The organism is Microbacterium sp. NPDC028030, from assembly GCF_040637855.1.
Lineage (GTDB): Bacteria > Actinomycetota > Actinomycetes > Actinomycetales > Microbacteriaceae > Microbacterium.
The window spans coordinates 1242603-1263704 of the sequence record NZ_JBEZXF010000001.1 but is presented as its reverse complement, the minus strand read 5'-3'; the positions used below and the strand labels follow the sequence as shown (position 1 = coordinate 1263704).

18 protein-coding genes are annotated in these 21102 nt (G+C 63.2%); 4 read left to right on the top strand and 14 right to left on the bottom strand.

The genetic code is table 11. The features are described 5' to 3' along the window. Positions 1–23: 23 nt before the first annotated feature. The 7 genes from AB0E56_RS06205 to AB0E56_RS06175 all read right to left on the bottom strand — a co-directional run bounded on the left by AB0E56_RS06205 (position 24) and on the right by AB0E56_RS06175 (position 6753). The gene (locus AB0E56_RS06205) at positions 24–836 is read right to left on the bottom strand and encodes a carbohydrate ABC transporter permease (protein ID WP_359797490.1); all 813 of its coding nucleotides are present in this window, start codon (positions 834–836) and stop codon (positions 24–26) included. Further along, positions 823–1782, bottom strand: coding sequence for a sugar ABC transporter permease (locus tag AB0E56_RS06200; protein WP_359797488.1), 960 nt, complete (start codon positions 1780–1782; stop codon positions 823–825). Before AB0E56_RS06200 ends, AB0E56_RS06205 begins: the two co-directional genes overlap by 14 nt. Beyond that, positions 1782–2291, bottom strand: coding sequence for a nuclear transport factor 2 family protein (locus tag AB0E56_RS06195; protein WP_359797487.1), 510 nt, complete (start codon positions 2289–2291; stop codon positions 1782–1784). Before AB0E56_RS06195 ends, AB0E56_RS06200 begins: the two co-directional genes overlap by 1 nt. After that, positions 2288–3862 (bottom strand): GMC family oxidoreductase N-terminal domain-containing protein, encoded by a 1575-nt coding sequence (locus AB0E56_RS06190; protein ID WP_359797485.1) that lies wholly within the window; start codon positions 3860–3862, stop codon positions 2288–2290. The genes AB0E56_RS06195 and AB0E56_RS06190 overlap by 4 nt, the downstream gene beginning before the upstream one ends. Positions 3863–3891: 29 nt before the next feature. Continuing rightward, positions 3892–5310 (bottom strand): sugar ABC transporter substrate-binding protein, encoded by a 1419-nt coding sequence (locus tag AB0E56_RS06185; RefSeq protein WP_359797483.1) that lies wholly within the window; start codon positions 5308–5310, stop codon positions 3892–3894. Between the two features lie 124 nt (positions 5311–5434). Next, on the bottom strand, positions 5435–5908 hold the full coding sequence (locus AB0E56_RS06180; RefSeq protein ID WP_359797482.1) for a cupin domain-containing protein: 474 nt from the start codon (positions 5906–5908) through the stop codon (positions 5435–5437). Beyond that, complete coding sequence (locus tag AB0E56_RS06175) at positions 5905–6753, bottom strand: phosphoenolpyruvate hydrolase family protein (RefSeq protein WP_359797480.1); 849 nt, start codon at positions 6751–6753, stop codon at positions 5905–5907. The genes AB0E56_RS06180 and AB0E56_RS06175 overlap by 4 nt, the downstream gene beginning before the upstream one ends. 175 nt (positions 6754–6928) lie before the next feature. Here AB0E56_RS06175 and AB0E56_RS06170 point away from each other — a divergent pair, with 175 nt between their 5' ends. Both AB0E56_RS06170 and AB0E56_RS06165 read left to right on the top strand, forming a co-directional pair. Then, entirely contained in the window at positions 6929–7549 is a 621-nt protein-coding gene (locus tag AB0E56_RS06170) for a GntR family transcriptional regulator (protein WP_359797478.1), read from the top strand. A 46-nt stretch (positions 7550–7595) separates the two neighbouring features. Beyond that, the gene (locus tag AB0E56_RS06165) at positions 7596–7832 is read left to right on the top strand and encodes a hypothetical protein (protein WP_359797477.1); all 237 of its coding nucleotides are present in this window, start codon (positions 7596–7598) and stop codon (positions 7830–7832) included. 478 nt (positions 7833–8310) lie between these two features. On the opposite strand, the gene AB0E56_RS06160 is transcribed toward AB0E56_RS06165, so the two are convergent. The 4 genes from AB0E56_RS06160 to AB0E56_RS06145 form a co-directional block, all read right to left on the bottom strand. Beyond that, positions 8311–9231 carry a uracil-DNA glycosylase gene (locus AB0E56_RS06160; RefSeq protein ID WP_359797475.1) on the bottom strand — a complete coding sequence of 307 codons (921 nt, stop codon included), beginning with the start codon at positions 9229–9231 and terminating at the stop codon, positions 8311–8313. 879 nt (positions 9232–10110) lie between these two features. Then, complete coding sequence (locus AB0E56_RS06155) at positions 10111–10962, bottom strand: metallophosphoesterase (RefSeq protein WP_359797474.1); 852 nt, start codon at positions 10960–10962, stop codon at positions 10111–10113. Positions 10963–11369: 407 nt separating this feature from the next. Further along, complete coding sequence (locus AB0E56_RS06150) at positions 11370–11621, bottom strand: hypothetical protein (RefSeq protein WP_359797473.1); 252 nt, start codon at positions 11619–11621, stop codon at positions 11370–11372. A gap of 30 nt (positions 11622–11651) precedes the next feature. Beyond that, the gene (locus AB0E56_RS06145; protein ID WP_359797471.1) at positions 11652–12287 is read right to left on the bottom strand and encodes a hypothetical protein; all 636 of its coding nucleotides are present in this window, start codon (positions 12285–12287) and stop codon (positions 11652–11654) included. 216 nt (positions 12288–12503) lie between these two features. Here AB0E56_RS06145 and AB0E56_RS06140 point away from each other — a divergent pair, with 216 nt between their 5' ends. Then, on the top strand, positions 12504–13397 hold the full coding sequence (locus AB0E56_RS06140; protein WP_359797470.1) for a hypothetical protein: 894 nt from the start codon (positions 12504–12506) through the stop codon (positions 13395–13397). A 156-nt stretch (positions 13398–13553) separates the two neighbouring features. Here AB0E56_RS06140 and AB0E56_RS06135 read toward each other — a convergent pair whose 3' ends face one another. Together AB0E56_RS06135 and mobC are read right to left on the bottom strand one after the other, a co-directional pair. Next, positions 13554–14966, bottom strand: a complete 1413-nt coding sequence (locus AB0E56_RS06135) for a relaxase/mobilization nuclease domain-containing protein (protein WP_359797468.1) — start codon at positions 14964–14966, stop codon at positions 13554–13556. A gap of 2 nt (positions 14967–14968) precedes the next feature. After that, a complete protein-coding gene (mobC, locus tag AB0E56_RS06130) occupies positions 14969–15487 on the bottom strand; it encodes a plasmid mobilization relaxosome protein MobC (protein WP_359797467.1) in 519 nt (172 codons plus the stop codon). Between the two features lie 626 nt (positions 15488–16113). On the opposite strand from mobC, the gene AB0E56_RS06125 reads away from it, so the two are divergent. Next, positions 16114–18333: a hypothetical protein gene (locus tag AB0E56_RS06125; protein WP_359797465.1), complete on the top strand. Its 2220-nt coding sequence runs from the start codon at positions 16114–16116 to the stop codon at positions 18331–18333. A 247-nt stretch (positions 18334–18580) separates the two neighbouring features. Here the strand turns inward: AB0E56_RS06125 and AB0E56_RS06120 are convergent, their stop codons facing one another. Further along, positions 18581–21040, bottom strand: coding sequence for a S8 family peptidase (locus AB0E56_RS06120; protein WP_359797464.1), 2460 nt, complete (start codon positions 21038–21040; stop codon positions 18581–18583). Positions 21041–21102: the final 62 nt, after the last annotated feature.

Here is a 21102-nt window from a genome sequence, read left to right as displayed (position 1 = left end):
CTTGTTCTCGGTTCGGGTCGCGCTCACTTGATCCCCGAGGTCTTCAGCGAGGCGACGATGTAGCGCTGCAGGATGAAGAACACGACCAGCGTGGGCAGCGCGGACAGGAACGTGACAGCCATCATGTAGCCCCAGGAACCCTGGTACTGGGTCTGGAAGCTGGTGATGCCGACCTGGACCACCCAGAGACTGGAGTCCGTGGTGATCGTGAGGGGCCACATGAACAGGTTCCAACTGGCCAGGAAGTTGATCACGGCCACGGACACGAAGGCCGGCCGTGCCACCGGCAGGAAGATCTGCAGGAAGGTGCGCACGTGTCCACAGCCGTCCAGGCGGGCGGCCTCCTCGAGCTCCCGGGGGACGGTCAGGAAGAACTGCCGCATCAGGATGGTCGCGAAGCCGCCGAACAGGGTGGGCAGGATGATCCCGATATAGGAGTTCAGCATGCCGAACTCGCGCACGATGATGAACAGCGGAACTAGGAGTACGGGAAGTGAGACGAACATGGTCGCGGCGACCCCGAGGAACGCCACGTCCCGGCCCCGGAAGCGGAGGCGCGCGAGTGCATAGCCGGCCATCGAGTGAATGACTAACACCAGGATGGTCGATGCGACCGAGACGATCACACTGTTCAGCAGCCACTGGAAGACCTGCGAGTCCGTGACGGCGAACCGCAGATTCTCCAGTGTCCAGCCTCCGCTGTCAGTCTGCAGCGACTGCAGGACCATGACCAGAAGTGGCGAGACCACGGCGATCGCGATGAATCCAGCGAGCAGCGGCTTCAGGATGCGCCCGGCCCGGGGTCGCCCTGCGCGGAGTACATCATTCCTCGACATCGAATCTCCCGGAATTCGTCGTGCGGAAGAAGACCGCGGCGGTCACGAACATCAGCACGGTCAGCACGGTGGACATCGCGGCCGCGTAGCCGAACTGCCCGTACTGGAACGCCTGCTGATAGATGTAGTAGATAGTCAGCGACGTGGCGTTGGCCGGCCCGCCCTTGGTCATCACGAAGACCAGATCGAAGGACTGCAGACCTGTGAGGCCGATCACCGTGCCCATCAGCACCACGAAGAAGATCGTCGGTCGCATCATCGGCAGCGTGATCCGCCAGAACTGCTGGGGAGCGCTGGCGCCGTCGATCCGGGCGGCCTCGTACAGTTCGGCGGGGATGTCCTGCCGTCCGCCGACCATGACGAGCATGTAGAAGCCCATGAACGACCAGACGCTGATCCCGATCACCGTGGTCAGCGCCCAGCCGGGCTCACCGAGCCAGGACGGCACGGGCAGGCCGAGCGCGCCGGCGATGTTCGCGATCGTTCCGTTGCCATCGGCGAGCAGGAAGCGCCAGACCAGTGCGGTGGCGACCAGGCTGACCGCGTTGGGCGCCAGCAGAAGGGCGCGCCACAGCCCGACCCCCGCGTACTCGGTGTGCACGAGCAGGGCGAGCGAGAGGCTCGCGACAGTGAGCGCCGGCACGAACACTGCCGCGTAGATCAGGGTGACTCCGAGGCTCGACCAGAACAGCGGGTCTCCGAGCATCCGCTGGTAGTTCGCCAGGCCGACGAACGTCGCACCGCCCAGGCCGACGTCGAACAGCGACATCACGATGGACAATCCGGCTGGTACCGCGATGAACACCAGCACGCCGACCGCGAGCGGTGACAGGAAGCCGAGGGCGGCCAGGCCGTCCCCGCGGGCTCCACGGCGCGCGATGCGGCGCATCTCAGGCGGCACGACCAGGGCCCTGGTGGCGTCGCGGGCCTTGGTGGCGTCGCTCATCACAGGCTCCCTCTCGGCGGCATGATCCGCCACGGCGCCGCCGGCGTCGACAGCGCGACGAACTGCTCGGAACGGGAGATCCGCCATCCCCGGCCGGTTCGCCGATAGGTCTCCACATACCGCGCGGCGTACCAGGACGAACCGTCCGGATCGCGGCCCGGCACCAGCACGCTCCATTGCCCCGAGGCCTCGTCACCGTCGATCTCGACCAGCTCGTTCGCGACGAAATGGATCGAGAACGCCGAGCGGGAATGGTGGGCGGTGAGGAACTCGGTCAGGGCCGCAGCGCCATCGACCCGCGTCATCGTCGCGTCCGCGTCGACCGGTGCGATGAACACGACGTCGTCCGTGAACACGCGTGCGACGAAGCCTGCGACATCCATGGTCCGTTCGGTATTCCACGGCGAGTCCACGCCGTCCTGATAGATGTGCTTGAGGCGCCGGATCTCCTCATGGTCCTCGAGGCGGCGCAGCCGCGCCGCGAGATCACCGATGTCAGAGGTGGTCATGTCAGGTCCGTTCCCCGCGCGTCTTCGGTGATGAACGCCGCAGCCTTCTCACCGATCATGAATACCGTGGCGTTCGGGTTCGCACCGACGATCGTCGGCATTGCCGACGCGTCGGCGACGCGCAGCCCCGGCACGCCGCGGACGCGCAGTCGCTCATCGAGCACCGCGCCCATCGGAGCCGTGCTGGTCGGATGCCAGAAGCCGTGCCCGTAAGCGCGGACGTAGGCGAGGATGTCGGCATCCGACTCCGACTCGGGCAGAAGCCGTGGGCGGACGATCAGGCGCTGCATCGCCGGTTCGCGGATGATCGCGAGGTTCAGCCGGATCGCGTCTGCGATCAGCTTCCGGTCGCGTTCGTCGGTGAAGTGATTGTGCTGGATCAGCGGGGCCGCGGTGGGGTGAGACGACCGCAGCCGCACGCTCCCGCGGCTGTGCGGACGCAGCACTTGGACGGTGATCGTGAAGCCGGCACCCGCGCGGTCTGAAATCGTGTTCTGCGGACCGTTGTAGTACGGATACACCATCGTCTCGGTGTCCGGCGTCGCCCCGCCCTCCGCAGCGAAGAAGCCGCCGGCCTCGCCGAGAGCGGACCCCGCTTCGGCGGGACCGGTGGTGGAGAAGTAGTACAGCCCCACGCCGGGGTGATCCTGCAGATTGTCCCCGACGGGAAGGTCCTGCACGACGTCGATGCCGAGACTGCGCAGATGTTCGGCGTGCCCGATGCCGGAGAGCATGAGCAGCTGAGGGGTGAGGTAGGTCCCGGCGGAGACGACGACCTCGCGCCGGGCGCGCAGCACCCGGCGCTCACCGAGGTGCTCGACCTCGACGCCGACCGCGCGGCCGTGCTCGATGACCACGCGCATCGCCCGAGTGTGGGTCAGCACCGTCAGATTCCGGCGGTCCTCGGCCGGCTCCAGATAGGCGGTCGCCGACGAGACCCGGCGCGATCCATCGATGCTGAGCGGGAAGAACCCGGCGCCGAACTGAGTGTCCCCGTTGAGGTCGTCGTTGCGAGGGTATCCGGCCGACATGGCAGCCTCCACCCACGCGGCAGAGACCTCGTGCGGCTGGGCAGCCTCTTCGACAACGATCGGCCCGTCCCCGCCGTGCCGATCGGATGCCGCGCCGCGGCGGGTCTCCATCTTCGTGAAGGTCGGCAGCACCTCCTCGGCCCCCCAACCCAGGAGACCGCTGTTCCGCCAGCCGTCGTAGTCCTCGCGTGCGCCCCGGAGGTAGATCATCCCGTTCATGGACGAGCTGCCGCCGAGCACCTTGCCTCGGGACAGGCCGAGACGACGGCCGGCGAGCCCCGGCTCCGGCTCCGTGTCCAGATCCCAGTCCGACGCCGTCAGCTGCTGGTCGGGCCAGCGAGACGGGACGTCGAAGATCTCGGACTTGTGCGAGCCGCCGGCCTCGACCAGCGCCACCTCCACGTCCGCCTGCTCGCTCAGACGCGCCGCGATCACGGCGCCTGCGCTGCCGGCGCCGACGATGACGTAGTCGAACTCCTCCACAGCGCGTGCGCTCTGCCCCTGCTCAATCAATCTCTCTTCTCCCTGTACGTCGTGCATTGCTGCATCCGTGGATGGTGGCGCCGCGGTCAGACGATTTCGCCGCCCTGGTAGCTCTTCAGATAGCTCTCGATGGTCTGCTGGGCTACGCCCGCAGCCTCAGCCGCATCGGCGCCGTTGAGCATCGTGCCCTGGACAGCGTCACTGACCGCTTTGAAGATTGGGCCCGGCCAACGCTGCTCGGCACGGACGCGGGTGCCGTCGCCCACGACGTTGTCCAGGACGTTCTTCAAGTTGGGGTCGTCGAAGTAGCCGCGGGCGAGCGCGAACTCGTTCACAGAAGCACGGGTGGCGAGGTCTCCGTTCTTGGCCACGGTCGCCCAGTCGGCCATCCGCTCGACGCCCTCCTTGTCCGTGGATGCCAGCAGCCAGGCGACGAATTTGGCTGCCGCCTCCGGGTTCTTGCCGTTCTTGTTGACGACAGCAGCCCAGCCGCCCGAGGTGGTCCAGTACTCCCCGTCGACCGGACGCGGCAGCTTGAAGGTCCCGTACCGGAAGTCCGGCGCGTTGGTGTTCAGGATGGAAATGACCGAAGAGACCATCTGCTGCATGCCGCAGTATCCGGATCCGAGGTTGCCGAGGATATCGCCCGAGTTTCCGTTCTTCACCGTGCGCGGCGAGACCTTGCGGTTGATAGAGTCCTGCCAGAACTTCAGCGCGGCGATCGTCCCGGGAGAGTCGAAGCTCGCCTTCCCGTTGGTCACGGCGTCACTGCCGCCCTGCCACATGAACGGCGCCCACTCGAAGTTCTGCAGTGCACCGGGTGTGGTCTCCCACAGCTGCCCATAGCGCCCGGCCCCCGTGAGCTTGTCAGCCACGTCGAGCAGTTGGTCCCAGGTCTCCGGGATGTCCCCCTCCGACAGCCCGGCTTTTTCGAAGGCCTCATGGCCGAAAAACATCAGCAGCGGCTCGGACTCCAGCGGCAGACCGTAGATCTTACCGTCGTCCATCCGAGCGCCCATGACGCCCCCGGCTTCGAAGTCGGCGATGGCCTCCTTCGAGAGGTACGGGGTCAGATCGAGCATGACGCCCGCGTTGTAGTACTCCAGGAAGAGAGCTGAGCTGATGATGAAGATGTCCGGCCCCTTGCCCGACGCGAACTGGGTGGCCAGCTTGTCACCGGAGAGATAGTTCGAGGTGGGCACGTAGGTGAGGTTGACCTGCGTGTCGTTGTTCTTGTTCCAGGCCTTGACGTTCTTCGTGAACCAATCCGCCTGGGTCGTGGTCGACGTGCCTTGCACTGTGCCTGTCGGCGCCGGGGCATAGAACTGCCAGAAGTCGAGAGCCTTGCCGTCACCTCCTCCGGACGATGATCCGGAAGGTGCGCACGCCGCGAGCAGCGAGCCAGAGGACAGCGCCAGGGCGCCGTATCCGGCCGCGCGGAACAGCGAACGTCGTGAGAGCGAGAGATCGATAGCGCCGGCGGATGAGGGGGTGAGCGATGACATCTGAGGATCCGTTCTTCGATGAATGGTCACTGCGGTCTGGGTAGCGCCGTCCACACGGCGCCTGGTGTCTTCGGCTGCGAAGACGCCCGCACGTCACTCGGGGCGGGTGACTGCGGACTCGGCGTCACTCGGTGTGGGTGACGGTGAACTCCGGGTCGCCTGGCTCGAACGAGGTCTCCCACTGCACTGGGGCGGCCGCAGGCAGGAATGCGCGCGGAAAGCCGAGGTCCTCGTCGCGGGGTGCGATCTCAAGGCCGGGGCCGTAGAACACCAGCATGTGCAACGGCGCCCACCCCTTGTTGTGGGTGTCGTGGTAAGTGCCGCGCGGGATGCGGATGTAATCGCCACGGGTGACCGGGACACGGTTTCCCTCGCCGACCGTGGCGTAGCCGTCGCCGGAGATCACGTACAGCACCTCGTCGGAGCGCTCATGAACATGCCAGGAGTGCGAATGACCAGGCAGCACGACGGTCTCGATGACGGTCAGCTGGCTGTCCGGATGCGTCTGCTCCGAGATCAGCAGCTTGTTGGTGCCCCACGGAACGACCTCCGTCTCGCGGTCTGTCGGCTTGATCACGGGGTTTTGGGGGTTCGTCATGCTTCTTCTCCTTGCTCGCGGTGCTTTCCGAGACGGAGTCCGCGGAACTGGGCGATGGTGGAGCGCACCGCCTGCTCGACAGGGAGTCTCTCAATGCTCGAGGCGCCGAGGAACCCGTCGACGTCGACGCGGTCGAGCACGACTTGGACGTTCTCGGGAACATCGAACGGACCGCCGTGCGCGACGACCCAGACGTCGGGATTCTCCTTCCGCGCCGCGCGAGTCATCGCCTCGATATGACGGCAGCCCTCATCCAGATCGACTGAGGTCGGTGCGCCGATCAACCCGCCCACTGTGAGGCCCACGTGCGCCCCGATCACGTCGGCTCCCGCCGCTGCCATGGCCGCAGCCTCGTCTGGGGTGAACGCGTACGCCACCGTGAAAACTTCGCGGCGGTTGCACTCGGCGATCAGCTCGACCTCCTTCGGGTACCCGAGCTCGGTCGAGTCGATATGTTCGCGGAAACGGCCGTCGTAGAGCCCTGCCGTCGGCACGTTGGTGATTCCTGAGTAACCGAGCTCGAGATAAGCATCGATCAGCACCGGGAACGGACGGTAAGGATCGGCAGCGCCGATGCCGCCCACCACCGGGGTGTCCTCCACGACCGGCAGGACCTTGGCAGCCAGATCGATAGTCATGCCGTTCGAATCGCCGTAGGCGAGATAGCCGGAGAGCGACCCGTGTCCGTCCATGCGGAACGGTCCGGTGTTGTACGCCATCAGCACATCGATGCCCGCGCGGTCGGCGGCCTTCGCGATGAGGCCGATGCCCGCCCCGCCCAGGACGAGGACCTCGCGCGCGTCCACACGTGCCTGCAGCCGACGTCGCACTTCCTTGCGGGTCATTCCCTGCATCCGATCATCTCCTCATCGTCATCGATCGAGGCAGCCGGTTCGGCTGACCTTCTTCATCGCGTACAGGCCCGTGTTCTCCGACCTCATCGCACTCACTGTACGCAATGCGGACAGTGAGTACAATACGGGCGGGGTTAGTGTGTGTCAATAACCGAAAGGGGTATCCATGACGCCGGATCAGATCGCGGCCTCGCTGAGCCAGTCAATCCGTGAACAGGAGTTCCCGCCAGGATCCGCCCTGATTCAGGAAGACCTCGCGAAGCGATTCAAAGTGAGCCGCAATCCGGTGCGTGAGGCGCTGCGGATCTTGGCAGCCAATGGGCTCGTGACAATCACCCCTGGGAACGGCGCCACCGTCCGGGTGCTATCCCTCGACGAGCTCAACGAGCTGTATGACATCCGCCTCGCGCTCGAGCTCCAGATCGCTCCGTTCATCATCGAGGGCGCCACCAAACGGGCGGTGGCAGCGCTGCATGCCCTCGTAGCCCGGATGGAAGCCGCTGAGACGACCGCGGACTGGATGCGGCTGAATTTCGAGTATCACCAGCTGGTGTACTCGCTGGCGAACCGGCGATACACCGAGGACATCCTGCACAGCGTGCTCTCGGCAGTCCAGCCGTACTCGTTTCAGAACGCCGTGCAGCTCGACGGGCGATCACGGTCCGACAGCGCCCACCGGGAGATCATCGCGGCGATCTCTGAACAGGACGCCGCCAACCTCGCTCGCCTATTCCGCGAGCATCTGCAGCATACTCGCGAGAGGCTCTCCACCCTCTATGAGGAGTGATCAGCCATCTCAAGGGCATCTGGAGTAGATGCCGGACGGAGGCGCAGTGGGTGCGACCGTCACGCGTGACGCGATCCTGCAAGCCGCTGTAGAGGTGTTCGCTGAGCACGGCTACGAGCGCGCTACCCTCCGCGAGAGCGAGGCCCGGCCTCACAGTCGACCCACCGAGGCGCTCATCGCCGCCTACGCCGTCGACCCCGGAATCGCAACAGGCCAATTCGATTTCATCGGCTTCGTCACCGACACGACCGCAACCACGATTTCCGGACTGCTCGCAAGGTAGGACACACCCGCCTGAACCTGACCAGGTGGCGCACGACTTGCTCGGCGATCTGCTGTTCATCGATGATCTCTCCTGTCACAGGATCGATGATCTCGATGGCCTGGCTCATGGCCCTTCCTTTCGGTTTGGCCAGTCCGAATCCACCTCTCGTGACAGTCCCCGCTCAGGGACTTGACCCCGACCCCCGCCCGGGCCGACAGCGCAAGGGCTCAAACGCAGCGCAGAACCGCCGTTTACGAGGCGAAACGCGAGATCCACTCGTAATCGTGCACTCAACGCTTTAAACTCAGACTCAGCCCCATCTCACTTCAAGGGGCGTTGATCTAACCGCCGATATTCGCACATTGTCCGGACTATCGGCCCGAAGCCCCTTTACACACCCTCTGGCGCCAAATCCGCCACGGGGGAGTACGAGCACGCGATGCGCATCTGCGTCTCCCTGGGACGCTCACAAGGGATGGCCGGGTGCAGCTAGGAGCTACAAAGCCCAGTCGACCGCGGGGCGTCCAGCCGATCTGAGGAAGTCGTTCGCTTCGGAGAAGTGACGCGCATCCGCAAAACGCGGAAATCGCGATGCGACCTCCTGCCGCGGATGCGTAGACCGCAGGATCAGGTGATGAGCAGGAAGATGGACCCGGTCCGCTAAATCATTGGCAGGGTCGCCCCACAACATGAAAACGACAGGGTCGGTCTTCGCCCCGACAATTTCTAGAGCAGTTCGCGTGAACTCGCGCCATGGGTCGGAGTCTGATCCAGGCGAATTCTCCTTGACCGTCAAAGACGTGTTGAGGAGCAGCACTCCACGGCGCGCCCACGCCGTGAGGTCACCCCCGTGCGCTGGGCGAGAAAAGTGCACTCGGCTGTCTTTTTCGAGACTGTCGAACACTCGACGCAGCGAGTGCGGTGGTGTCATGCCCGGACCGACAGAAAAAGCAAGCCCGTCAGCTTGGTCTACCGTGTAGTAGGGGTCCTGGCCGACGATTACAACCTTGACATCGCGCAGCGGAGTTAGCTCAAAGGCGCGGAACACCTGTCGGCGATCTGGGAGGGTTGCGCGTCCGCCGGTATACACGCGCGTCAATACGCTATCGATCAGCTTTGTCGAGAATCCCGCCACTTCGAAGGCACGCGACCAGTCGTCCGGCAGCAGGTGCGAGTTGGGTAGTTGAGCGATTGATGGTGAGCCTAGCGCTACCGTTTCGTGGTTATTCGGGATCTCGTCCACGGTGGATCGATTGTTTAGGCGATTAGCAATGACGATGGCGATCGTCGTTCCGACGCCAATGATCAGGAAACGACCTGCGGGAACCGATCCTGGTTCAGACGAGTGGAACGGGAACACCTGGTAGCTGAGCCAAAGGGACAGAAAAAAGCCGCCGAACCCGATGACCGCGCTCATCGGGGGAGCCATTCGTGGTGGCTGTCAACCGTCTCGCACGAGCCCATCCTTCCGATGAATCGTCCAAGACGCTCTGGATTGCCCAATGCCGGGCACGTACCGCGCGGCCTCGCCTTCGGATGACACATAGCGGAAGGCTACCAACATCGGGGCGGGCCGGTCTCCTGCTCCCAGTACCGACGGCCTGACCGAATTCGCAACACAGGTGGCCGATCGGTGAGGTGGGTCCACTAGGCGCCTTACAGAGCGTATGCGAAGGGCCGCAGCGGATGATGTCAGTCGCCTCCCCTACTCTCATCTTGGCCGGAGGAACGGAGCCGGCAGTGGGCACGAACAAGCGATACGCGCATCGCTACGACCAGATGACCGAAGAGCGGATTCTGGAAGCATTCGTCATCAAGCACGGACCGTTGCAGTCGTTGACGCCCGAGGAGAGCGAGCTCGATCGGCTCCCGTTGACGATATATCCCGACGGGCACCGACCGAAGGTGAAAGCGTAGGTGCGGTTCGGATCGCAGCACGCCCGGACCGACGCCGTGATCGTGCGAACGAACAGTCTCGCGGCCGGCATCGAGTTCAGCATTCGTGGAACCGGCTACCGCTGCTGGGTATGGGGAACGCCGTGACTCTCGAGTCCGCACCTGAGGCCGAGTGCGGAGCTAGGACATCCGGCGCAGTCGGTGCGTAAAAGCAGACGGTGGGTTCATGATCTCGAAGCGGGCAAAGTCACGTCGTCGCTGGGCGCAGCGATCGACGTCGCAGCGGCACTCGGCTACGAAGTCCAGCTTCACTTCAGTGAGCGTTCGGCAATGCTCGACCAAGTGTTCGAGGATCGGGAGACGCCTGCTGACGTTGACCCTCGAGCAGCGACCGCTTGCATCAGCGCTGTCTGATGAAGGCGTGTGGAAGTGGCGTGAACTCGAGTGTCGAGAGGTCCAGGGTGCCGGCGTTTCCTGCGAACGTATCTCGATCGAGGCTAATCACCCTCCGGCCGTCGGCGAGGGGCACGTCACCATAGACGTGCATGTGGCCATGCAGGTGCACTGCGGGTTGGGTGGCGTCGCTTACACGCTGGACCCGCTCTCGTTGTGACGCAGATATTCCTAGCGCCTCAAGTGAGTATCCGAATGGATTGGTGGTCAGGACTGACTGCACTGAGGGCGTAGTTCGCACTGGCGACTCATGTGTCAGTAGAACGTCCGCGCGCCCAGCCGCGATGGCCGCGTGCTCCATTGCGTCCGTGATGAGTTCGTCTTCGAACCAGTCCTTGCCCGCGGTTCGAAAGCTCTTGTCGACGCTGGAAGCCCCGCCTAGGGAGAGCAGCACGCGACCGCGGATCGTGAACGTGAACGGTCGGGGAAGGAGCCAGGCGACGTCGCTCACACGGATCGCCTGACCTGGGGAGGCTTCCTGCGCCGGAGTGATTTTGTCCCACGTCTCATGGTTGCCGAGCGTCACCAGCACGCGCTCGATCCCGGCGTTCGTCGCCCAGAAGTCGACGGCGGCAGCGCTCCGACCACCGTGATCGAAGCCATAGTCACCGACTTGGAGGATCGTGCGCATCGTCGGGTCGAATCGGTGCATCGCGGGAAGGAGCGTTTGAATCCAGCCTGCGTTGCCGTGCAGGTCCCCGACGACCCACACTCGCTCTTCTGGGAGGTCGAAGGTTCCGGTGCTCTCCACCGTCGCCATCCCTCGATATCGCGGTTTCGTCGATCGTTCAGCGCTCACGCTTCGTCCTGAAGGCAAAGAACTTCCTCAAGCAAGGCGACGACGTACGTGCCGTAGTGCAGTCCAGAGTCTCGTGCGCGCTCCTTGATGAGGCGGCCGAACTCGATGGGTGGCCGCACCATTATCGAGTCTCGGCCGCGAGTGACATGAGGGCGTGTGGAATACCCCTTGGGATTCCGGAGCGAAGGCTCCGGAGCGTAGTTCGGCATTTCAAACTGCTGAGCGAGAAGGGTGACCACGTGCTCGCCGGCTGTCATATGGTTTCGACGTCCTTCGCGTCGGAGCAGAGCGCCGAGTTCAGGGCTTGGACGGATCACGATGGCATCACGAGGTCCTTTGCTCGGCCGTCCCGGGTGCGTCACGCTCCCACCTCCGCGGTGGCAGGGCCCGCCTCGCGCGCCGTTGCGTCATTCATCGGCACGCGACTCGTCGTCGTGCCCGATCGCTGTTTCAATCTCGGCGAACGCTTGAGCTTGGGCAACGAACACTGCGGCCACGTTGTCACGGAAATTGCTCTGGGCCTTCGGGGTGAGTTCGCTCCAACTCGGTAGCTCACCGCGACTGGCGCGAGCTTGCCCATCGACGAAGTGTCGGGCGGTGATATCGATGAGTCGTACCCGGTGTGCGGGCCATTCTTCCCGCCATGTGTTCGCGGACATTCAAGAAGCCCTTCTCTGTTGCGGGGATGGTCAGCGATAGCGTGCGGAGTCGAGGATCTGCTGGATGTCGTCGAAGCTGCCGCCGTCGAGCAACCAGTCACGCGGTGTCTGCATTGCAACGGCGACCAGGCTCGCTTGGCGTGTTGCCATGAACGCGGCAGTGCTGATCCAGTTCCGCTGCGTGCCGACGGCCTCGACGAGCTCGCGAAGATGAGGAATGAGCGGTTCGGGATGGCCGATGTTGAACTGAAAGACCGGGAACCGCAACCGCTGTGCGATCGTCACGGCATAGAGTTCGCGCTCGTCGACAGCTCTCAAGACGTGGTCCGCGGGCTTGTCCAGATAGCTGGCTACTTGCTCAACGGGCCAGGTGGCATGAAGCGCGGAGAGGAAGCTCTCGGCGCCTTCGATAGTCAAAGACCCTCGCACAACTCTGTCGCTGATTCGTGAGACCTGCGTCGGGGTGAACGCACCCGAGCTGAGCAGATACTCGACTTCGGCTTTCGTTGGTGGGACGGGCGCTCGCATAGCTCTCAACATGTCGGTCAGTGCAGCGATCAACCATTCCGGATCGTCGGTCAGCCGGCTGATCGCATCGACGAGCGCGCGGACGGAGCTCTCCGAAGGGTTCGTATCAGTCGTGCGATCGTCGTTTTGGCTTCCCACCCGATATACCGTAATTGCACGGTGGAGACGAATTGTGAACTGCGGGAAAATTCGCGTGGGGAGCTGTGTGCAAACATAATGATTTATCAATGAAAAGCACGTTTGTGCTCGTTTCATGCTCGCAGGAGATTAATAGATTCGAGGCCACTGTGCTGGTATTAACTGCGCATCAAAGGTTTCTCGGACGCCGGGGTCTCTGACCTGACGGTAATTGCTTTGGACGTTGATGGCGTCCTCAACGCGTTCGAGCGAGAGCTTGGGCCCTCCTTCATGACGGTGTACGTGGTGCGGTGGCCGATTCGGTGGCAGCCTGCCGTCATCGATCGACTACGCATGCTGTTGCTACGCCCCGGCGTCGAGGGCGCCTGGCTCACCACCTGGCTGGAAGAGCGTTGGCTGCTCGACGAACTGGAGCAGGTACTGGGACTCGACGGGCTGATGCCGCACCGTGCCAGCCATCCCGCCGTTCAGGCCATTGATGGCGGATCACGCATCGACTCCCGCTTCGATGCATGGGCGACGTTCGTTCCAGAGTCACAACATTGGTGGAAGCTGCGAGCTGCGGACGTGCTCACCGATCAGCTTCGGCCCGCACGCTTCGCGTGGGCGGACGATGAGCTGACCCTTTCGACGCGCACCCCGGTTGGACGGTGGCGCCCCGGGCGAACGCACAATCAGTTGCTCTTGCGACCAGACCCGATGGTGGGCCTGAGCGAAGCTGATCTTCGCCGTCTGGAGGACTGGGTCAGTGAGGGGCACGGGGGCGGTGAAGCTGATGCCGTCGGCATCCTCGTCCGAGACCTGATCGACGGACTTGGGCCAACGCTCGTCGCGGCGCTGGCGGGGGAGACGGACCTTCGCCTCGTGCAGCGATGGACTGACGGCGTGGCTCCTTTCCCAACTGCCGGCCTGCGCGAGCGCCTCGCCTGTGCGCATAGAGTGTGGCGGCGAGTAGCCGCTGCGGAAGGTGATGGGGTTGCTCGGGAGTGGTTTGTGGCCTCGAACCCATGGCTTCAGGACGACACGGTTGTCGCGGCGATTGCAGAGAGCCGGCTCACAGAGGTGTCGATCGCGGCTCAGGCGCTCGTAGACGAATCCTGGAGCGGCTGAACGTATGGCAGCTTCTCCCGGCACATGGTGCCTCGCCGGCTCACTATTCGCGACCAGTAACCGTAGAAGCGCGTAACGCTGCTTTCGCCGATACCCATGGGGCACGTTGCAGGTTGATTCGGCTCAAGCGACCTCGGGCGGTATCGCGACAGCCGGCTATTCGCCGAAGCCGCGATCCCGCTGACCACGTTCCGCCGTCGGCTCCGAATCGTCGAGTTCAGGGAATCTGAGTCCCGGACGGCGTCGTTTGGGCGCCGTCTGCAAAATCTGCTTCGGTGTGGTCGGATGTGACGGATGCTTTGGCTGGAGATTTGCCGCGTCGGCCTGATCCAACTTGACGTCAACGACATCTGCATTGAGAACCTCGGCTGGCGTTTTTCGCTGCGAGATTTCTCCGTGTTGCGTGGGCGCGGCTGCTTCAGGAGCAGTCGCGTTCGGTGAAGCCTCGTGACCTTCAACTCCAGCGCGTACGGATTTGGTCGCCACAACAGGGTTGAGCGCTTCAGCGAGCATGCTCGCCGCGAGCTCATCAGCCTGCGTTGCGGCTTCGGCGAGGGCTACCTGCATGTGTTCTTGCGCGGTCAGCCGGCGGTGAACTGACAGGCTCGCAACCGGCTGTGCCTGCATCACCCGGTTGCGAGCGAACGCCTCGTCGACGGCATCCATGTCGTAAGCGAGACCGAGTGTTGTGCAACGCCGCCGATCGCTCGCTGCGAGTTCAGCCCATGTTCCGTCCGGTTCCTCGCGCAACATGCCGTACGAGATACCGCGACCCTTCTTGCCGCGTTGCTCGATCTGCACGCCGCGTGATCTGCCCACCGCGACGAAGCTATCCCAGTTGATGACCTGTGGGTCTCCGAGCGTGGATTCGATGCTCGCCTTCAGGACGGTGAGGCTGAACGGCTGTCTCGTGCGCCGGACGCCGAGCTCGTCTGCGATGTCGCATTCGGTTTCCCAGATGATGTGTCGCTGGAACTCGCGCAGCTCGCGGTTCGCCGACGATCCAGCACGACGTAGTCCACTCGGCTCTCCACGTTCGAACCGCTCTGTCGCGTCGCTGAAGGCCTGCTTCAGGTCAGCGCGTTGCTCGAATCCCTGCTCCTCCAGCACCCGCTCGTGTGCCTCGACAAGGCGTGCATGGGTAACGATGCCGCTGTTGAGGCTGCGACCGGTCTTCGTCTCGATCGAGTTCGCGACGAGGTGATTGTGGACACAACCTGTGCGCCCATCGCGCTGGGTCACGACGAGCACTTGGCGGTCAGGAAACCGGTCCTCAGCGAGTGCCACGCCGAGCTTCTGAGCGGTCATCCAGGCGTCTGGATCTTCCGGATCCAGCTCATCCTTCGCGAACGACTGAATGACGTGGTAGGCCTGCACGAACGCGCCCGCCCTGTCTTTGCCCCACTTCTTGCGGACGTCGCGCATCTGCTTCTTCGCAACCGACACCAGCATCCCGCCGGTACCGGAGGCCATGACGTAACGCTCGCCCTTCTGGTCGGGCTTGTCCTCGAGGGCGTAGCTGATCAGCGCATCGGCGGAACGCGTGGAGCTTGCAACCACAACAGGCACGGCTACACCGCTCCGCGCGGAGGCAGACCGTGGTCGACGAGAGATGCGATGCGCTTCTCAATACTGTCGGGAACGTCACGCAGTTCAGCAACTGTTCTTAGCGCTGCTGACAGCTCAGCGGAGTTGACCGAGTCGCCCATGTTCAGCCGCTTCGCGATCTGGTTGATGTTGCCGCCGATGCGCGCGATGTGATTGCGGATCGGGCCGAGCTCGTAGCCGAGCCGATCGGAGATGTCAGCCAGTCCCCAGTCGGTCGCGTTCGGTCCGCTGCGCTCGATCGCGAGTGCTCTGGCTTCGACTTCCGCGGCTCCCTCGCGGTCGGTGATGAGGAGGCGCAGAGCTTCGGAGAAGGTGACCTCTTCGAGGTCGCGTCCGGAGGACTTGGCCAAAGCTCGCCGCACGTCCTCGACGGCTCGTTCCTCGTCGTCGCTGAACCTCAGTGTGCGGCGCTTCGCGAAGTTGACGGCCTTCTTCCTCGGACGACGCGGCGTCGCTTCGCTCGCCTCGTCGATCCTCGTCATCAGTCCGTCCACTTCACTCGGTTCTTCATGCAGTCTGGGCCTCTGTCTCCCCGCTCCGCGAGGGTGGTCCCAGACTACAAGAAGAACGGCAAGCAGTTTATCCGTCGGACATATCGCTGCGCTCCTGTCTTCGGATACCGCTTGGTCAGGCCTCCGGCCCGACACCCGGATGGAGTGCGGATCTTGGCATCCGTCGTGCCGACAAGGTCGCCCAGAACATGTCGGCGTTCGCACTCGACGCTGCAGGACGCCTGAGGGTGCTGCAAGCGTCGAAGACGTCCGACGCAGCAATCCGAGCGGCACGACTGCGTCTACGCCCGACTCATTGGCAACGGCTGTGCCTGGAAGCTGATGGCGTGCGAGCCTTACCCAGGGGGGGATCGCCGCCCAACTCGGCTAGGCAGACGCAGTCGTCCGCAGCGTCGACTCGACAGCCACGCTCGACGGCGTCGTCGAGGAACGCGGGGTACGGCACAGTGCACTTCTCGTGCAGCCGCCTCGTGTGGCTAAGACCGACGCGACGTCTGCGACAATCGCCATTCGAGGAGCTTGCGAAACACGGAGGAACAGTGGACGAAGGCTGGCAGTTGACCCGGCTCGGTTGGCGAGCATTTCAGGACCTTTGCATGGCAATTCTCTCGTCGACGTTCGGACAGACCGTCGAGCCCTTCGAAGACGGCAACGATGAAGGCAGAGACGGTGCGTTTCGCGGCGTCTGGCGCGACGAGCTCGCTGAGCAGGATCTAGCGGGAGCTTTCGTGATTCAGGCGAAGCACTCCTCGGCTGACAAGACGATCTCCCTGAGCAATCTGGCCAGCGAGTTGCCCAAGATTGCCGACCTTCACCGCCGGGGCCTCTGCGACAACTACGTCCTGATGACCAATTGCCGAGTTACGGGCGAGTCGAACGCCGCGATTGTCAAGGCCATCAGAGCGCTCGGCGTGACGGATGTCCGCGTCTGGGCGCGGACTTGGATCGAGGACAAGCTATCCAACAGTCCGGAACTGCGCCGAAAGGTGCCCAGAGTCTACGGCCTAGGTGACCTCTCAGAGATTCTGGATGACCGTCGCAGGCAACAAGCTAGCGCGATACTGCACGCGCTCGGCTCGAGTACGGCGACCTTCGTTTCAACAGCGCCTTACCGCGCCGCACTGGACGCCCTCGATCGGCACCGTGCCGTCGTTCTGCTCGGGGGACCCACGGTCGGGAAGAGCGTGATCGCACAGATGCTTGCCCTAGGCGCGGTCGATGCCGGCGGCATGGATGTGATCAAGGCGACGTCGGCTTCGGAGTTCCTCGAGGCGTGGAACCCTGGCAACCCGAATCGCATGTACTGGGTCGACGATGTCTTCGGCGAGCTCTCGGCCGAGCCATCCTTACTGGACGCGTGGAGCCGCAACATGGCCGCGCTGCTCGCGGCGCGTGCCCAAGGAAATCGGTTTGTGTTCACCTCTCGTGACTACATCTACCGGGAAGCGGTACAACGCCTCAAGGAGTCGAACGTTCGGTTCTGGGACAACGCGAGAATCGAGGTGGTCGTCAGCGACTTAACAGCTGCGGAGCGCCAGATGATTCTCTACAACCACATGAAACTTGGGAGTCAATCACTTGATTTCCGTTCGCGCATCAAGCCTCACCTCGCTCACGTCAGTAGCTTGAGGAGCTTCACACCGGGCCTCGCATATCGGCTCGGGAACGCACGCTTCACGCAGCTTCTAGACCCGAGCGATCGGTTTGCCGTCACATCCTTCTTTAACGATCCCACGGCGTACCTGGACGAGGTTATTGGGCAGCTGAACGCCAGAGACAAGGCAGCGATCGCCCTCCTTTTCGCAGCCGGAAGTGAACTGCATTTACCTATCCAGGACTCGGCTCGCGCGCGCGCCCTGGTAGTTGACCTCGGATCCACCCTTGAATCGGTACCGCCTGCGCTTGAGTCTCTCGACGGCACATTCGTCAAGTCGGAGAAGTTCCCCGTGGGCGCGACATACACCTTTGCTCACCCGACGATCCGTGAGGCAGCGAACCGCTTCCTTCAGTCGGGCGTAGCCACAGTCGCGAGTATCGTCAGGGCCACTCCGTTTCCAGACCTCGTGGGGCAGATTGATCTACGTCATCCGGACGCAATCCCGCACAAGGAGCGGGGACGCCACCTCATCGTCGGAGAGGTCGAGGGGCCTTCCGTTATTCAGGCAGCATTGCGCCACCTCAGCGGTGCTAAGGGGTTCGACGGATGGCGTGCCAAGTCTGACCTCCTAGAGTTGCTCGCGCGCCGAGCAAGCCCCGACGCGCGAGCGCTATTTGTGGCTACCGGCGCGGAGTATGTGTCCGAATGGGCCAAAACCGTCGTCCATAGCCGCTCAGCACGACGCCTGTTCGGGCTTCTCCAGAAGGAGCAATCGCTTCCTGAAGAGGCTCGGGCGGTGGCGCTGAGCCAACTCGTTGACGCGGCACGCGACCTTCGATCGTCGGCCTGGACGACAACTGAATGGCTGACGGAAGCCGAAGTCACGGAGATCCGGGAGGAGGTAGAAGGCGCGCTGCAATATCCTGACGACCTTCTACAGGGACTCAGTGATTCATACGACGTCGAGTCGAACCCCGATAGTTACTTGGAGGACTACTGGAGCACGGTCGATGAATTGCGAGAGATCTTCGCCGACGACGAAGAGATCGTCGCTCGCGTGAACTCCTACGAGTCGAGACTCGAAGTCGTCACGGCTGAGGTGAACTTGATGTCGCAATATGCGCCATGGGACGATGACGAGGATCACCGCCGCGACGAGATGAAGGATCTGCAGTCTGGAGAAAGTACGCGCAGCATCTTCGATGACGTTGACGAGTAGTCAACTTCGACCGAGCAGGCCGTTCTCGTTTCTCTGTCTGGCCCTTTGCTGACGATAAGACCACTTATCGCAACTCTCCGGTGCAGCGCTTGGATCCCTCGATCGACGTCGTCACCGCAGCGGGAAGCTTCGCGGACCCCGTCCTGCGACAGAGAGGCTCATGAATCACCACCGAGCACTGACCCCCAGTGACGTAACCCCCACAAGAAGTTAGGGGCGAAGGATGTCTCACCGAGAAGCGATGGCGTCAGACTCGCTCACGGAGCTGCGATGCGACACGCTGCCTGAGAGTGGCCCGGATCTCATCATGGATGGTCGTCGATGTCTCTACTCGTGTCTCGATGGAGACCACGATCCCGTATCGAACGCTGTTTCCGCGTCGAAGCGTCTGCCCATCACGCATGCAATCCACATTGATAGGCAAAGCCCCTCCTGCCACGAAGGCCATCGCCCGCTCCCCCTCGATGATCTCGTGCTGGCAACTTCCCCGACGAACTGCATGGTGCTCAGCCTCAATCCTCTTTCCTGCGGTGAGTCGTTCATCTGGGGTGTCGAAGAATACTTTTGTCCCTCTGTAACGTGACAGCTGTCCCACCGTCGGCGCCATGTATGCGAGCGTCAATGTAATCCGGTGCCACTCCGGTCGGGCTCGGAGTGAGCTTGGCAGCGGGATCGAGTATGAGTGGCGCTGGTCGCGTTCAATCGACCCACCCGCGACCAGAACTGCACGATTAGTCGCCCCGGCACCGAGACGTGAGCGATCGATCGCCCCGTAGCCGAGAATCGCGGTGAGCTCTCGACGGGCTCGCTGCGGGTCCATGCCGAGAACTCGCTTGAGATGAATCGCTCTCTCGCCCCACGAACTCGCATGCACAAGCAGCGCCTTCGCAAGCACGGGATGGTAAAGAGCGTCCGGAAACTCGGGATCGCCTGGATCCGCTCCGGCCTCGAGCACATCGAACACGGCGCTAGCTTCGCGCGAGACCAGAGCAGTCGCGTTGCTCGTCCCGTATGTGTAGGCGACGCTGTTGTTTCCGCCTTGACGAGACGGAGCCGCAACCTGCGTGCCGGGCGGCGACGCTGGAGAGTGACGAGCGACAAGTTCGACGAGACCCTCCGCATCGCTCGCGACTGGTCGGCTGTACAGAACGCGGCCACCTGAGTGATAGATGTCGGGCTTGATCGAGCGACCGACCCCTGGCCCCACAGCGCCGTAATGAGCCGGCATCCCAGGAAGCGTGAGGTCCCAGACGCCATCTGGAATCGCGAGCTCGCCACTTTCGTCGGAATGAATTGCACCGACAGTGAGCGCATTTAGCGCGTCGCCAGGTGGAAGCAAGCCGCGTAGCCGTGTAAGCGCGCGGGCGACACGATGTGCCTCCTCGCGCGCAGTCTCCTCATCCTCGGCGGCAGCGGCGGGAATTCGGATTGGCGAGGAATGGTTCCCCGCGCTCACGATGAAAAGCAGGTTGTAATCGACGGCGAGCCAATCCAAGAGTCGCCCCAACGGGCTCATCCGCCGAACCAGTGCCCTGGATTCGACTCCTATGGACAGGTTGACGATTCGAACACTCGGGGCGGTGGGGGCGCGGCCGCCGTCACCTTCCACCATCCGCAAGATCGCGCGGTGAAGCAGATCAGGCAGCAGTTCACTATCTGGTACCTGCTCGTGCCCAGCAATGAACTCATGCGGCCGTAGGAGGGGCCGAACGTAGAGCTTCCGCTGAAGGGGGTCGCTCCGCGCGGACAGGTCTCCGTGAAGGATGAGCGAGGCCATCGCTGTTCCGTGATGCCGAGACGCGACCGAATAGTCGCGAGAAAACTCGTCTGGGTCGTCGATGACGAGTCGTCCAGACAGTGTTTGGTGATTGGCGAACGGCAAACCATCGAAGAGCGCGATCCGCGGCAAGCCCGTCGATTCTCCAGCCTCGGGGAGGCGCTCCGCGCTCACCGGTTCGATCGTCGCTGGGGCGACAGTCATTGGAGCGCTCGGACTGACGAACATGACAGCGTCAGCGGTGAGAAGGTCGATGGCGCTCGCACCACGCTCCAGCACAGACACTACCTGCTGCACGGGCATCTCGACCAAGAGCGCGTGGTAGGCGATGCCCGCGATCTGCGCGACACGCACGACCTCACCCCCCGAGGAGGTGACGATATCAACGACGTGTTCCTCTGCCTTTAGACGCGCTGCTGCTTCCTTCCGATACCAGAGCTCTACTTCCACCCGAACTGTGCTGATGAATTGCCCGGCGACGTCCAAACGTTCGCGCCACTGGTTTAGGAGCCCTGTCTCGCGAACGCGGTCCGAGGGACCCCATGGCCGGATCGAGCGTAGCTGCTCGAAGGCACTTCGGAAGCGAGCGAGGCCTCGTGCGAACTCCATGTCGGGGTCAGCTCGCCAAGCGTCGAAGAGTCGCACGAGCTGACCTGCGGCTTCAGAGTTCGAGAAGGCGAGGCTCAGCGACCGCTTGACCTGATCCTCGAGTCGTCCCTCAGACTGACTGAAAAGGTAGAAGTCATCATCGGGATCGTCGTCCTCTCCCAGTACTTCCGCGAGGAACTCCAAACCCTCGACCTTATCGATGGCGTTCCGAAAGTCCTCGATGGTCCCAGCCAGGTCGAACACAAGAACAAGTTCGGGGTCGACCTCTTCAGACGGATCGATCGTGAGTTGAGCGCGTCGGCTATCGAACGCATCGACCAATTCTTGGAACTGAGTGGTTAGCCTCTCACCTTGTCTACGATGCCCGGGTCCGCGCACAGCAG